The following is a 13,798-nucleotide window of genomic DNA, read 5'->3' as shown; positions in this document are numbered from 1 at the left end:
GACAGCGCTGCGATACCCGGCGCGCCCTGGTATTGCAGCCTGCCACGCATGCCCATGACCTCTACCGCACTCGACATCGCCCGGCTGGGCGGCACCACCATGGGCACCACCTGGAGCGTGTCACTGGTCGTACCGCGCCAGCGCGACCTGCATCCACTGCATGCTGGCATCCAGGCACGTCTGGATGAAGTGGTCGCGCAGATGAGCACCTGGGAAGCGGGTTCCGACCTGAGCCGCTACAACCGTGCCGACGCAGGTCAGTACCTCGTGCTTCCCATCGAAACACGCCATGTGTTGGCCTGCGCGCAGGCCATCGCTGCAGCCAGCGGCGGTGCGTTCGACCCCACCGTCGGCCCGCTGGTGGCGCTGTGGGGCTTCGGCGCCCATGCCGGCGCACGGCGCGCACCCGATGCCGCCACGTTGCAGGCAACCCGTGCACGCTGCGGCTGGCAGCGCCTGCACTGGCAGGAGGATGCGCTGCTGCAGCCCGGTGGCCTGGAGCTGGATCTTTCGGCAATCGCCAAGGGCTTCGGCGTCGACCACGTCGCCGCTTGGCTGCGCGGCCAGGATGTCGATGCCGCACTGATTGAAGTCGGTGGGGAACTGGCCGGTTACGGCCGCAAGCCCGACGGCCAGCCGTGGCGCGTGCTGGTGGAGTCGGCGCCGGAAGAAGATGCCCACACCGATACGCCACCGCGTGTACTGGCGCTGGACGGAAAGGCGGTGGCCACCTCCGGCGATCGCTGGCACCACTATCACGACGATGACGTGGCCTACAGCCACAGCCTCGACCCGCGCAGCGGCACGCCGGTACGGCAGGTCGCAGCCGCCGTCACCGTGGTCGCCAGCGACGCGATGCACGCTGACGCCTGGGCCACCGCACTGACCGTACTCGGCCGCGATGCAGGCATCGCGCTGGCAGAGCGCGAGGGGCTGGCCGCACGCTACCTGGAACGCACCACCACCGGCCCACGCGAAACCCTCAGCAGCGCCTTCCAGCAGCTGCTGGATGAGCAGGCTGGATGAGCATGCGTTTCCCGCGCGCGACCGTTGGCAACGTCATGCTGCTGGCCCTGCTGGCCGTGATCGGCGGGGCACTGCTGTGTCTGCACCTGGGCGAAGCGTGGTGGCAGGGTGCACCGCCGGCCCGGCAATGGGGCATCGCGCTGGCCGCCACTGCGCTGTATCTGCTGGCGTGTAGCGTGCTGTGGTGGCGCAGCCGTCCGCGTGACGACACGCCCGAAGGCGGCAACCCACCGATGCTGCTGGTCTGGTCCAGCCAGACCGGCTTCGCCCGCGAACTGGCCGAGCGCAGTGCGCAGGCTCTGCGATCGGCCGGCATGCCGGTGCGCCTGCGCGGTCTGCATGAGGTCGATGCCACGCTGCTGGCGGGCAGCGCGCGTGTACTGTTCATCGTCAGCACCACCGGCGAAGGCGATGCACCCGACCACGCCCTGCCCTTCCTGCGCAAGGTGATGAGCACGCCGCCGCCCCTGCACCACATGCAGTACGGGGTACTCGCACTGGGCGATCGCAGCTACGGGCATTTCTGCGCGTTCGGCCACCAGCTGCACGACTGGCTGCGCCAGCACGGAGCACATCCGCTGTTCGATGCCATTGAAGTCGACAACGCCGATCCAGCTGCCCTGCGCCACTGGCAGCAACTGCTTGGCCAGCTCGGCGGCGGCGCGAGCGAACTTCCCGATTGGACACCGGCCGAGTACCAGCCGTGGACGCTGCTGCAGCGTACCCACCTCAACCCCGGCAGCGCCGGTGGGCCGGTCTATTGGCTGCGCCTGCAGCCCCCGACCGGCAGCGACGCGCAGTGGCAGGCCGGTGACATCGCCGAGGTCGGTCCGCAGCATGCCGAACAGAGCACGCGCAACTGGCTGCAGACGCAGGGCTTCGATGCGGACACCGTGTTGGACGACGGCACGACGCTGCTCGCCCGCGTTGCGCGCTCGCACCTGCCGTCATTGGTTGCAGCAGGCGATCTGCCTGGGCTGTTGGCGGCACTGCAGCCCCTGCCACATCGCGAATACTCCATCGCCTCGGTAATGGACGACGGCGCGGTGGAACTGCTGCTGCGCCGGCAGCTGCGTGCCGATGGCACGCCGGGCATCGGCAGTGGCTGGCTGTGCGACCACGCCGTCATCGGCGCAACGCTGCAGGTGCGACTGCGCCGCAACGAGAATTTCCATGGCGTCGCCGCTGATGTTCCACTGCTGCTGATCGGCAACGGCACCGGTATCGCCGGCCTGCGCGCGCACCTGCACGAACGCGCACGCATTGGCGGTGCCCGCACCTGGCTGTTGTTCGGCGAACGCTCGGCCGCGCATGATTTCCACTTCGGCGATGAACTGCAGGCGATGCTCGGCAACGGCACGCTGACCCGCCTGGATACGGTATTCAGCCGTGATGGCGGCGCACATCGCTACGTGCAGGATCGCCTGCTGGCCGAAGCATCCACGCTGCGGCAGTGGGTCGATGACGGCGCGACGATCCTGGTCTGCGGCAGCCTGCAGGGCATGGCCCCGGCAGTGGATGCGGTGATCGAGCAGGTGCTCGGTGCCGACGGCAAGGAAGCGCTGCTGCTGGCCGGTCGTTACCGGCGCGACGTGTATTGAGCGAACGTTTGGGGCGAATTGCCTCCTGGTGGGTGCGAACCTTGGTTGGCACCATGCTGCGGCATCGGCTGCTGTATCCACGCATGGCGTGGATCCACTGAACGGCTGGCGGCGATCCCTTGTTCGCACCCTTCTGCGGCATCGGCTGCTGCATCCACGCATGGCGTGGATCTACTGAACGGCTGGCGGCGATCCCTTGTTGGCACTCTGCTGCGATATCGGCTGCTGCATCCACGCATGGCGTGGATCTACTGAACGGCTGGCGGCAATCCCTTGTCCGCACCTGCGATATCGGCCGCCGCATCCACGCATGGCGTGGATCTACGCGGATCCAAGGTGACAACCATGCTGCAGTAGATCCACGCCATGCGTGGATGATTGCCTCCGGGCGCCGACGCTGGCTCAGCCGCCCGCCGCGCTCACCCGTATTGCCAACAACTCGCCGCCGCCCTGCAATGCATGCCGCTGACGCTCACCGGCGGCCAACCACGCGGTATCGCCGGCCTGCATCGCAGGCAATCCGCTGTCCGCGCCGAACGTGGCCTGCCCGCCCAACAGGTGCAGGGCCCAGGCCACGCCCGGCTCGCAGAAGAAGAACATCGGCCCGACCAGTGGACGGTGCAGCAGCTCGGCCTGCAGCAGTCCGCGCTTCCACATCAGGTTGAAATCGTGGGTGGTGCCGTCCACCAGCTCGCCGTGCAGCGCTGATTCGCCGGCAAAACGCACGCGCCCATGCGGTGGCAGCACCTCGGCTACGCGGCCGTCCTCGAAACGCAGGCGCACGCCATTGCCCTGCAGCAGCACCAGTTCGCGCTCGACGCCCGGGAATGCGGAAAACGCGGCGTCCTGCTCGATCTCGGCCACCGACAGGCGCAACGCCCAATCATCGCCCTGCGCTGGCAACCGCAGGATCTCGCGGGTCCAGCCGAGGCCGTTGCGCCAGCGTTCGCGGCGGTAGTCCAGGCTGGAAATCACCTGGCTCGGGGTCTGCAGCAGGGAGTCGATGTTCATGCGCGCATTGCATCATGCCGCGCGCCGCAACGCATCAACGCGTTGCAAGACCCGCAGCCGTACCGCAATCGCCGCCCAGCAGCTGTGAGTGCTTGAGCCAGTCCTTGTCGGGGTAGTAAGCAAACACCATCGTGCCGCCTCGCAGCGCGTCGATCAGCGGCTTGGCCACCGACAACCGCACCGCCGGGCAGCCCAGACTGCGCCCCAACCGCCCCTGCAACTGCGCAGTGGACGGATTCACATACGGCGCACCGTGGATGACGATGGCGCGCTCGCGTGCACGATCATTGAACCCCGGCTCCAACCCTGCCAGGCGCAGCGAATAGCCGTTACCGCCCATGTAGGTTTCCTGCGCGGTGAACGCACCGATGCTGGACATGAAGCTGCCATCGCGGTTGGAGAAATGTTCGGTGCGGTTCTCGCCGCTGTTGCGGCCGTGCGCCACCCACTCCTCGAACAACAGCCGCTGGCGGGCGAGATCGAAGACCCACATCCGCGGCTCGGTGGACGGCCGCGAGTAATCGATCACGCTCAGGCGTTCACTGCTGACTCCCAGCTCCGGCCGCTGCAGTGCGCAGCGCATGGCGTGGGCAGCCAACTGCAGAACCCGACGGTCCGCCTTGGGCGCGGTGCGTGCCAGCTGCGCGGCGAGGTCGTCGGCGCTGATGGCGGCAATGGGCGTCTGTGCCCCGGCCGGGGCACTGGCAGTGGTTGCCAGCAGGCCAAGGGCGGCCAGCCGGCACAGGGGGGAAGCAGACATGGGCACGTAGGGAGGTCTCAGGATCCCTTGAGGGTGGACGCTGGCGGCTCTGATTCCAAGACCGGCTGCATTCCCGATTCAGCCGCGCTTGGGCGCACCGCCGGCAGCGACGTCACCAGCAGGGTCGTGCCCGGCACCAGCACCTGGTACAGCTGGCGGGCGAAATCGGCCGGCAGGGCCATCGGCAACGACGGCGTGGCCAGCAGGTCCGGCGTGGCCTGGGCGCGGTCCTGGCCGAGCAGCGGATAGGCCGTCCACTGGTGCAGGCGCTGCTGTGCATCAAGCGGGCTGGGCGTATCGCTGTAGCCCTGGCCCATCACGAACAGGGTGGTGCCTTGGAACGCTGGCAGCGCGTCGGCCTTCAGCGGCGACTCACCGATCATCACGCCATCGCGCAGCACGTACAGGCGCTGGTCGTGCAGGCTGACCAGGATGCCGACCTGGCCACTGGGTGCGGCCGCATCATCCCACCAGGCCTTGTCGGGAGCACCGCCCTCGCTTTCCGGCAGGGCTTGGCCGCGTGCATTCACCGGCGCCAGCACCGCCGGATAGGCCAGCGTCATCGGCGCGCTCTTGGCATCGGCCACGACCACCGTATCGCCGCGCTTGGTTTCGCTGAACAGCTTCTGGGCGAAGGCCTGCGGCAGGCGCACGCAGCCATGCGAGGCCGGATGCCCGGGCAGGCTGCCGCCGTGAAGGGCGATGCCGTCCCAGGTCAGCCGCTGCATGTACGGCATGGGTGCGCTGTTGTAGAGGTTGGAGCGGTGGTCCTTATCCTTCTGCAGGATGGTGAACACACCGGTCGGCGTCTCATGGCCGGTCTTGCCCGAGCTGATCGTGGTCAGGCCGATGGCAATGCCATTGCGGTACACGTAAGCCCGTTGCTCATCCAGGCTCACCACCAGCACGATCGGACCGGCCGGCGAGACTTCCGGATGCCACAGGTACTCGCCCGGCTTGAGGTCGGTCGGCCCGCGTACTTCGGAGGTCGTGGCCACGACAGGCTTGGAGGGTGCGGCCGCCTGTGCGGCGCACGGCAGTGCCAAGGCCACGGCGAGCATCAAGGTCAAACGGTGCAGGTGCATCCAGCAGGTTCCATTCCATGCGAAGGCCCCACCGTACACCATGGGCACGTCGCAGCCGCGCCAAAAGAAATTGCCCGGCGACACAGCCATGTGTCGTACCGGGCAATCGTCACGTCCCTGTCGGCCTGCTGCCACCCCCTCGCATCCTGCGAAGCGGGGGCGGCGTTGCATCCTGCACGCGGCCGCGTCTGTCCTGTTTGTATCTCAGCCCCTTCCACAGGTCTGTGATGCCACCATCCTGGTGATTGGTGCCGCATCCCTGCGACGGTCGGCGGCTGCAGCCATCCTGTCCGCAGCCATTGAACCTGCATCCTGCAGATTCCGACGATTCCTGTTGTCAGCGCCTGGGTACGGTTCGCACCGGTACCGATCCGGGTACCGGATCCGCAGGCAACATCGTGTTGCCAACGGTGATCCGTCGTCGATTCCGTTCGACGATCGATGTCCCTATCCCCTTCACCTGCGTCAGGTCCTCGACGCGGTGAAACGGGCCGTGTCTGCGCCGGTGCTCGACGATCGCCGCAGCCTTGGTGGCCCCGACCATCGTCAATCCCTGCTGCAGCGCCTGGGCATCGGCCCGGTTGATGTCGATCGGCTCGGCAGCTTGCGCTCCCGCGATCCACACTCCCAGCACCAGCACCCTTAACACGACAAACCAAGGCACGACGTGTATCTCCTTGTGGTTCTGACCGTCCCGACTGGCAATCCCGTCGGTCGAAACAGTGTCCGTCACCACATGCACACAGCGTATAGGGTTCACGGATTTCTAAAAGCCAGCCAAATACCCGACGTGATGTAGGGAAAACCCTACCCTTGGCCGAGGCGTAGAATGGGCGGATCAGCCATGCAACCGGAGTTTCAGATGGACAGCGCCAAGCTCGGCCAATTCGTCAATGACAAGTGGGACAGCGAAATCGTCCCGCAGTTGGTCGACTACATCCGCATTCCCAACAAGTCGCCGATGTTCGACGCCAACTGGGTGCAGAACGGCTACATGGAGCAGGCGGTCACCCTGATGGAAACCTGGGCCAAGGCCCAGGACCTGCCCGGCCTGAAGGTCGAAGTGGTGCGCCTGGAAGGCCGTACCCCGCTGATTCTGCTGGAAATTCCGGCTACCGGCGCCGAAACCGGCGACGACACCATCCTGCTCTACGGGCACCTGGACAAGCAGCCGGAGATGACCGGCTGGGACGACGACCTGGGCCCGTGGACCCCGGTCCTGCGCGGCGACAAGCTGTATGGCCGTGGCGGTGCCGATGACGGCTACGCCATCTTCGGCTCGCTGGCCGCCGTACTGGCACTGCAGGCCCAGGGCTTGCCGCATGCCCGCTGCGTGGTGCTGATCGAAGCCTGTGAAGAGTCGGGCAGCTACGACCTGCCGGCCTACGTGGACCATCTGGCTGACCGCATCGGCAAGCCGTCGCTGGTGGTCTGCCTGGATTCGGGCTGTGCCAACTACGACCAGCTGTGGTGCACCACCTCGCTGCGCGGCCTGACCGGCGGCAACTTCTCGGTGAAGGTGCTCAACGAAGGCGTGCACTCCGGTGATGCCTCCGGCGTGGTGCCGTCCAGCTTCCGCCTGCTGCGCCAGCTGCTGTCGCGCATCGAGGACCAGGACACCGGCCGCATCCTGATCGACGGCATGAACGTGGAGATCCCGGCCGAGCGCCTGGAACAGGCCAAGCGTGCCGCCGACGTGGTCGACACCGCGATCTTCGAGAAATTCCCGCTGGTCGATGGCCTCAAGCCGATGAACGACGACCTGACCGAGCTGGTGCTCAACCGCACCTGGCGCCCTGCCCTCTCGGTGACCGGCATCGGCGGCATGCCGCCGCTGGAATCGGCCGGCAACGTGCTGCGCCCGCATACCGCAGTGAAGCTGTCGCTGCGCCTGCCGCCCACTGCAGATGGCAAGACCTGCGGCGAACTGCTGAAGGAAGCGCTGCTTCGCGATCCGCCGAACGGCGCGCAGGTCACCCTGGACCTGGAAAAGGCCTCCACCGGCTGGAACGCGCCGGCGATGGCACCGTGGCTGACCAAGGCCATCGACGATGCCAGCCAGACCTTCTTCGGCAAGCCGGCGATGTACATGGGCGAAGGCGGCTCGATCCCGTTCATGGGCATGCTGGGCGAGAAGTTCCCGGGCGCCCAGTTCATGATCACCGGCGTGCTCGGCCCGCACTCCAATGCCCACGGCCCGAACGAGTTCCTGCACATCCCGATGGGCAAGAAGGTCACCTCGTGCGTGTCCAAGGTGATCAGCGAGCACTACGCGGCCAGCCTGCGTGGCGAGACCAGCGGTTCGCCGGTGGCCGCCGACAGCGGCACCCGCCACGGCGACCACGGCTGCTGCTGATCCAGCACGCAGTGACGGACGCAGCCCGGCCTTGCTAGGCTGCGTCCAACCTTCCAGAGCACTGATCGCATGAACGGTCTGTTTGGCAGCACCAGCTGGCTCTACATCATCCTGGTCGGCTTCTTCGTCGGCCTGCTGGGACGCTTCTTCATGCCCGGCAACAACCGCATGGGCTGCCTGCTGACCATCGTGCTGGGCATCATCGGCGCGCTGCTGGCCGGCTGGTTCGGCCAGTACATGGGCTGGTACGCGCCCGGTGAACCGGCCGGCTTCCTCGGCGCGGTGCTGGGTGCGGTCGTCGTGCTGGCGATCCTGCGCCTGTTCAGCGGCCGCCGCTGAGCCGCCATCTCCTTTTCCATTCTGCCCCGACGTTGGCGCGCCCGGCGCGCCCGGATATGCCTGCATGACCGAACCCGCCTCTGATCCCCAGCGCAGCGCACAGCGCCTGCAATGGGCCCGTACCCAGCTTGACGACGGCAACACCGTGGTCGAACGCGCCTCGGTCGACGCCGGCATGCGCAGCTACTGGCGCACCACCAGCCAGCGCGGCAGCCACATCGTGATGGACGCCCCGCCGGGGCTGGAAGACCCCACGCCGTGGCTGCGCATGCGCGGCCTGCTGCACGATCACGGCCTGCGCGTGCCCGCCCTGCTTGCCCAGGACCTCGACGCCGGCTTCCTGCTGCTGGAAGACCTGGGCGGCCCGACGCTGGCGAAGATCCTCGACGAACGCAATGCCGACGCGTGGTTCAGCCGATCCATCGATCAGCTGCTGCGCCTGCAGGCCATTCCGGTGCCGGCCGATTTCGGCCAGTTCGGCGAAGCGCTGCTGCAGCGTGATGCCGGCCTGTTCGACGAGTGGTTCCTGCAACGCCATCTTGGCCTTGAACTGGACTGCGGCGAGATCGAAGGCCTGCAGCTGGTGCACCGTCGGCTGATGGACAACGCGCTGGGCCAGGCCCAGCTGATGACCCACCGCGACTACATGCCGCGCAACCTGATGCCGGTGGATGGCGGCCCGGCGGTGCTGGATTTCCAGGACCTGGTGCGTGGCCCGATCGCGTACGACGCGGTAAGTCTGTTCAAGGATGCCTTCCTGAGCTGGCCGCTGCAGCGCGTGGACGAATGGCTGGCGCAGTATCACCAGCGCGCACGCGATGCCGGCCTGCCGGTACCCGACCGTGCCACTTTCCTGCGCGATGCCGACTGGATGGGCATCCAGCGCCACGTGAAGATCCTCGGCCTGTTCTGCCGCCTGCGCTATCGCGACAACAAGGGCCACTACCTAGACGATGCGCCGCGCTTCATCGCCTACCTCGATGAAGTGCTGCCGCGCTATCGCGAACTGGCGCCCCTGCAGCAGTTGCTGGAAACGCGGATCAAACCGGCACTGGCCGAGTTGGCCGCGCCGATGCGCGTGCAGCGCTGAAGGCCGCATCGATGAAGGCACTGATTTTCGCCGCCGGCCTGGGTGAGCGCATGCGCCCCCTCACCCTGCACACGCCCAAGCCGCTGCTGGCAGTGGCCGGCAAACCCCTGATCGCGTGGCATCTGGAGCGGTTGGCTGCGCTCGGCATTCACGACGTGGTGATCAATACCGCGTGGCTCGCCGAGCAGTTCCCGGCCGCATTGGGCGATGGCAGCCAGTGGGGCCTGCGCCTGCATTTCATGCACGAAGGCGATACCCCGCTGGAAACCGGTGGCGGCATCCTCAATGCATTGCCGGCGCTGGGGGACGATCCGTTCCTGGTAGTGAACGGCGATATCTGGACCGATTTCGATTTCGCCACGCTGCCGCGTGAACCGGCCGGCCAAGCGCATCTGGTACTGGTCGACAACCCGGCGCAGCACACCAATGGCGACTACCGGCTGGACGCGCACGGTGTGCTGCACCATGACCGCGAAGGCCCGTGCCTGACCTATGCGGGCATCGGCGTCTATCGTCCGTCGATCGTGGCCGATTGGCGTGCGGTGATCGGTGAGGCACCGGGCAGCGAGCGTGTGCCACCGAAGTTTTCGGTGGTGCCGTTGCAGAAGCATTTCATGGCACAGGGGTTGATGACGGGGCAGCACCATCGCGGGCGCTGGACCGATGTCGGGACCGTTGATCGCCTGCATGCGCTGGATGCGGAGTTGGCCGCGAACGGCTGAGCCCGTCGTGGTTGGTCGCTTGAATCAAAAGCCGTGCTTGGCCGGGCGGGTGGGCCATGCAGGGGACGCTGCAAGTACGTCCCTGTAAGCTCGATGGCGCCATCAATGGCGCCAACGCCCCTGCATGGCCCACCCGCCCGACCTCTGACAGTCTGCGTGTGCGTCCAGCCACGGAAAAGAAGGAAAAGCAGAAGCGGGTCGCTTCGCTCTGGTGACGACCAACGGTCGTCACCCACCTCAAGCAGAGAACGTCGGATCCAAGGCAGTCCTTCCCCGGAAAGTCTCATCCACGCATGGCGTGGATCTACTTGTCGCCATCATGGTGCCAACGCCCCTGCATGGCCCACCCGCCCGGCCTCTGACAAATTCCGTGCGCGTCCAGCCACGAAAAAGAAAAAAGAAAAGCAGAAGCGGGTCGCATCGCTGCGCTTGCTCTTGTGACGACCAACGGTCGTCACCCACCACAAGCAAGACACGTGTCGACCAAGGTCGACACCCACCAACAGCAGTGCAGAACGCCGACCCGACAGATCGCGGGAACCTGTCGAAGGCGGGGTGGCTCAGGTTGCGGGGGCGTGAGCGCCATGGATGGCGCGACCGAGGCTACAGGGACGTACTTGCGCCGTCCCCCGCAACCTGAGCCGCCCCGCCATCCCACGGATAGCCAGCTTCTGACGTTGACGTTGCTTCTGCGGGTGCAGGGCGGCAGCCCTGCAAACAAACCCCACCCTCAGTAACGAGGACGGCCTTCTTCCAGCACCTGGCGCAGGAACGGCACGGTGATCCGCCGCTTCGCCGCCAGCGACTCGCGATCCAGCCAGTCCAGCAGCGTGATCAGCCCACCCAGCTCGCGCCCGGTGTGCGACAGCAGCCACTCGATGGCGGCCTCGTCGATCGCCAGCCCCCTGCGCAGCGCGCGCTCGCGCAGCACCGCCGCGCGGCCTTCCTCGTCCAGCGGCTGCAACAGCACGCGCACGCATTGGCCCAGGCGCGAACGCAGGTCCGGCAGCACCAGGCCCAGTTCGCCCGGCGACTTCTGTGCGGTGTACAGCACCGTCACGTCGGCAGCGCGCGCGCGGTTGTGGAAATCGAACAGCGCGATTTCGTCCTCACGATTGCCTGCCACCGCATCCAGGCCATCCAGCGCCACCAGCTCGCGCTGCTCAAGCCCTTCCAGCGCCACCCGCACCCGGCCGACCACACTGGCCAGCGGTACGTAGGTCGGCAGGCGCCCGGCCTGCTCGGCGCTGGAACACATCGCCAGTGCCTGGTGGGTCTTGCCGGTGCCGGCCGCGCCTTCCAGGTACACCCAGTCGTGGCTGGCTCCTACCGCGATGGCATGCAGCTGCGCCAGCGCGCCGTCCGGCGCGCCGATGAAGCTTTCCAGCCGCTGGTCCCGCGGGTAATGCAGGGCCAGCGGAAGTTGCGGCACACCAATCACTTCAGTTCCGGACCCTTGTCATTGCCAGGCACGATGATATGGGGCTGGTCGATCACACCATCAAGCACGATCGCGGGCTTCTCGCCGGCGTACAGCTCACTCTGGCGGTAACGCTGGTGCGCATAGCGCAACAGCACATTGCTGACCGCCGCCACCGGCAGCGCCAGCAGCATGCCCAGGAAGCCGAACAGCTGGCCACCGGCCATCACCGCGAAGATCACCGCCACCGGGTGCAGGCCGATCTTGTCGCCGACGATGCGCGGGGTCAGCACGTAGCTCTCCAGCAGCTGGCCAACGGTGAACACCACGCCCACCAGGATCAGCAGTTTCAGGTCGAACCCCTGCGCCTGTACCAGCGCAGCCACGATCGCCATCAGGATGCCGGTGGTCGCGCCCAGGTAGGGAATGAAGCTGATCAGGCCGGCGATCAGGCCGATCAGCAGGCCCAGCTTGAGCCCCACCAGCGACAGGCCACCGGCGTAGATCACGCCCAGCGCCAGCATCACCAGAAACTGCCCGCGGATGAAGGCGCCGAGCACCTCGTTGGATTCACGTGCCAGCGTGGTGATCGTGCCGATCTGGTTGCGCGGGATCACCGATGCCACGCGTTCGACCAGCTTGTCCCAGTCACGCAGGAAGTAGAACGCCAGGATCGGCAGCAGCAACAGGTTGACCACCCAGGTCACCACCGTGAAGCCCGAACGCGATACGTAGCCCATGAAGGTCGTGGCGAATCCGCCGGCCTGCTGCCAATGGCTGCGCCCCCATTCGATCACACGGTCCGGATCCATCCACTGCATCACTTCCAGCCCGGTCTTCTGCTCGAACCAGGGAATGCCCTTCTCCATCAGCCAAGCCTGCGCCTGCGGAGCCGCGGCGATCAGTGTGCTGATCTGGCGCTCGATCATCGGCACCAGCACCAGCAGCAGCGCGACGATCACCAGCACCATCGCCACGAACACCAGCACCACGCCGGTCATGCGCGAACGGCCGGTGGCTTCGATGCGGTCCACCAGCGGATCGCCCAGCCAGGCCAGCGCCAGCGCCAGCACGAACGGCGTCAGGATCGGCGCCAGCAGCCACACGACCCAGCCGATCAGGCCGGCCAGCAGGATGAACTTCAGCCGCCGCAGGAACTGCGCGATTTCCGCTTCCGGGGACAGGATCATCGCAGGCGGTACTCATTGCTGACCGGCGCCGGTGCCGGTGCACCGGTCGTATCGTCGATCGGCGTCGGCAGGGCCGGCAGTGTCGCCGACGGCACCAGCACGCCGTTGTCGCCGAGCATGCGGTTGAAGCCGGCCAGGCCGGTGGTCATTTCCAGATTCAGTTCCAGATGGTCGGCGGTCGCACGCAGCGGGGTGACGTTGCGCACCACGGCCACTTCACGCAGGCCGGCGGCCAGGCGCAGGTATTCGTCAGCGCTGTTGATGCCGGTCACCACCACGCGGTAGGTGCCCGCCTGGCCGGTGGCCGCACCGGCCTTGGCATAACGCTTGACCAGCGCGTCGGCAGCGCCATCGGCACCGGCGGCCATCGCGCGCATGGCGTTGGCGTCCTTGCTGGTCCACTTGTTCAGTTCACGGCCGTTGTCGACGAACACCCAGTCCGCCTGCCAACCGCCATTGGCGCGGTAAAGCTTGCCGATCAGCTGCATCGGCGGCGAATAGCGCGACGAGGCCCGCGCGACTGCGGCGCTGTCCTGGCGCCAGATGGCACCGGCCAGGGCCTGCTCGGCGGCGCCACCACTGGGCAGGCCAAGCTTGTAGCCGCGCTCGATGGCCCGGCTCAGCAGCGGCCGCGCAGCATTGGCCTGCTGCACGCTGACCAGACGCGGACCACTGCCGTCGTCGACGGCCAGCCACAGCACCGGCTTCGGCCGGGGCTGAGGCCACAGCGGAAGCCCCAGGGCCGACACCAGCCCGTCCACGTCGTCCTCGCGGAAGCGCGCGACCAGCAGGGTACGGAAGCTCGGCGCACCGCTGGCGCCCACGCTCTGGTCCTGCTTGTAGTCGTAGCTGGCCACATAGTCCTTGGCATTGCGCAACGCCTGCGCCACGCCGGGGCGCGACATGACGCTGCGATCGCCGGACAATTTGCCAAGTACAACGCTCAACGCGCGGGCAAGTGCACCGTTGCGGTCAGCCTCGGCTTGGCTGTTGACGGGCACTTCGGCCTCGTACGCACCACTGGCAGTGGCAACATCCCCCTCGGTTCGCATGCCGCTCTGGGCCATCGTGGCCACCGGCAGGCACAGCGCAAGGAGCAGGGTCAAAAACAGGCTGCGGCGCATCAGGACATCCATTGGCTCGACGTATCCGGGGGGAATTGTTGCCCGAATACGGCCTTTGCGCCAATGCGGCCTGT

Annotated in this window: 13 protein-coding genes; 6 read left to right on the top strand and 7 right to left on the bottom strand. The window is 67.0% G+C overall.

The features are described from left to right. The first annotated feature begins 54 nt into the window (after positions 1 to 54). Both M2299_RS04445 and M2299_RS04440 read left to right on the top strand, forming a co-directional pair. A complete protein-coding gene (locus M2299_RS04445) occupies positions 55 to 1,026 on the top strand; it encodes an FAD:protein FMN transferase (RefSeq protein WP_099844223.1) in 972 nt (323 codons plus the stop codon). After that, positions 1,023 to 2,627, top strand: coding sequence for a sulfite reductase subunit alpha (locus M2299_RS04440; protein ID WP_280883945.1), 1,605 nt, complete (start codon positions 1,023 to 1,025; stop codon positions 2,625 to 2,627). Before M2299_RS04445 ends, M2299_RS04440 begins: the two co-directional genes overlap by 4 nt. A 402-nt stretch (positions 2,628 to 3,029) precedes the next feature. Here M2299_RS04440 and M2299_RS04435 read toward each other — a convergent pair whose 3' ends face one another. From M2299_RS04435 to M2299_RS04420, 4 genes are all read right to left on the bottom strand, one after another. After that, positions 3,030 to 3,638, bottom strand: a complete 609-nt coding sequence (locus M2299_RS04435; RefSeq protein WP_099842051.1) for a HutD family protein — start codon at positions 3,636 to 3,638, stop codon at positions 3,030 to 3,032. 34 nt (positions 3,639 to 3,672) lie between these two features. Then, positions 3,673 to 4,398, bottom strand: coding sequence for a murein L,D-transpeptidase catalytic domain family protein (locus M2299_RS04430; protein ID WP_280883944.1), 726 nt, complete (start codon positions 4,396 to 4,398; stop codon positions 3,673 to 3,675). Between the two features lie 17 nt (positions 4,399 to 4,415). Continuing rightward, positions 4,416 to 5,483, bottom strand: coding sequence for a L,D-transpeptidase (locus M2299_RS04425; protein ID WP_099785944.1), 1,068 nt, complete (start codon positions 5,481 to 5,483; stop codon positions 4,416 to 4,418). A gap of 337 nt (positions 5,484 to 5,820) precedes the next feature. After that, positions 5,821 to 6,147 (bottom strand): helix-hairpin-helix domain-containing protein, encoded by a 327-nt coding sequence (locus M2299_RS04420; protein ID WP_223484817.1) that lies wholly within the window; start codon positions 6,145 to 6,147, stop codon positions 5,821 to 5,823. A 198-nt stretch (positions 6,148 to 6,345) separates the two neighbouring features. On the opposite strand from M2299_RS04420, the gene M2299_RS04415 reads away from it, so the two are divergent. The 4 genes from M2299_RS04415 (at position 6,346) to murU (ending at position 9,990) form a co-directional block, all read left to right on the top strand. After that, on the top strand, positions 6,346 to 7,839 hold the full coding sequence (locus M2299_RS04415; RefSeq protein WP_080149492.1) for a M20 family metallopeptidase: 1,494 nt from the start codon (positions 6,346 to 6,348) through the stop codon (positions 7,837 to 7,839). Positions 7,840 to 7,908: 69 nt separating this feature from the next. Continuing rightward, positions 7,909 to 8,178, top strand: coding sequence for a GlsB/YeaQ/YmgE family stress response membrane protein (locus M2299_RS04410; RefSeq protein WP_025874000.1), 270 nt, complete (start codon positions 7,909 to 7,911; stop codon positions 8,176 to 8,178). 64 nt (positions 8,179 to 8,242) lie between these two features. Next, positions 8,243 to 9,268, top strand: a complete 1,026-nt coding sequence (locus tag M2299_RS04405; RefSeq protein ID WP_032975827.1) for a phosphotransferase — start codon at positions 8,243 to 8,245, stop codon at positions 9,266 to 9,268. A gap of 11 nt (positions 9,269 to 9,279) precedes the next feature. Next, positions 9,280 to 9,990 carry an N-acetylmuramate alpha-1-phosphate uridylyltransferase MurU gene (murU, locus tag M2299_RS04400; protein ID WP_280883943.1) on the top strand — a complete coding sequence of 237 codons (711 nt, stop codon included), beginning with the start codon at positions 9,280 to 9,282 and terminating at the stop codon, positions 9,988 to 9,990. Positions 9,991 to 10,720: 730 nt separating this feature from the next. Here murU and hda read toward each other — a convergent pair. The 3 genes from hda to M2299_RS04385 are packed head-to-tail and all read right to left on the bottom strand — an operon-like array spanning position 10,721 to position 13,724. Then, entirely contained in the window at positions 10,721 to 11,428 is a 708-nt protein-coding gene (gene hda / locus M2299_RS04395) for a DnaA regulatory inactivator Hda (RefSeq protein ID WP_032977533.1), read from the bottom strand. Continuing rightward, positions 11,428 to 12,600: an AI-2E family transporter gene (locus tag M2299_RS04390; protein WP_280883942.1), complete on the bottom strand. Its 1,173-nt coding sequence runs from the start codon at positions 12,598 to 12,600 to the stop codon at positions 11,428 to 11,430. The genes hda and M2299_RS04390 overlap by 1 nt, the downstream gene beginning before the upstream one ends. Next, a complete protein-coding gene (locus M2299_RS04385) occupies positions 12,597 to 13,724 on the bottom strand; it encodes a DUF2066 domain-containing protein (protein ID WP_223482051.1) in 1,128 nt (375 codons plus the stop codon). The genes M2299_RS04390 and M2299_RS04385 overlap by 4 nt, the downstream gene beginning before the upstream one ends. Positions 13,725 to 13,798 lie beyond the last annotated feature (74 nt).

The sequence above is a fragment of the Stenotrophomonas sp. 1278 genome (genome assembly GCF_029892765.1).
In the GTDB taxonomy this organism is placed as follows: domain Bacteria; phylum Pseudomonadota; class Gammaproteobacteria; order Xanthomonadales; family Xanthomonadaceae; genus Stenotrophomonas; species Stenotrophomonas indicatrix.
Note: the sequence above shows the minus strand (reverse complement) of the source record. Positions and strands in the feature narration are given on the sequence as shown.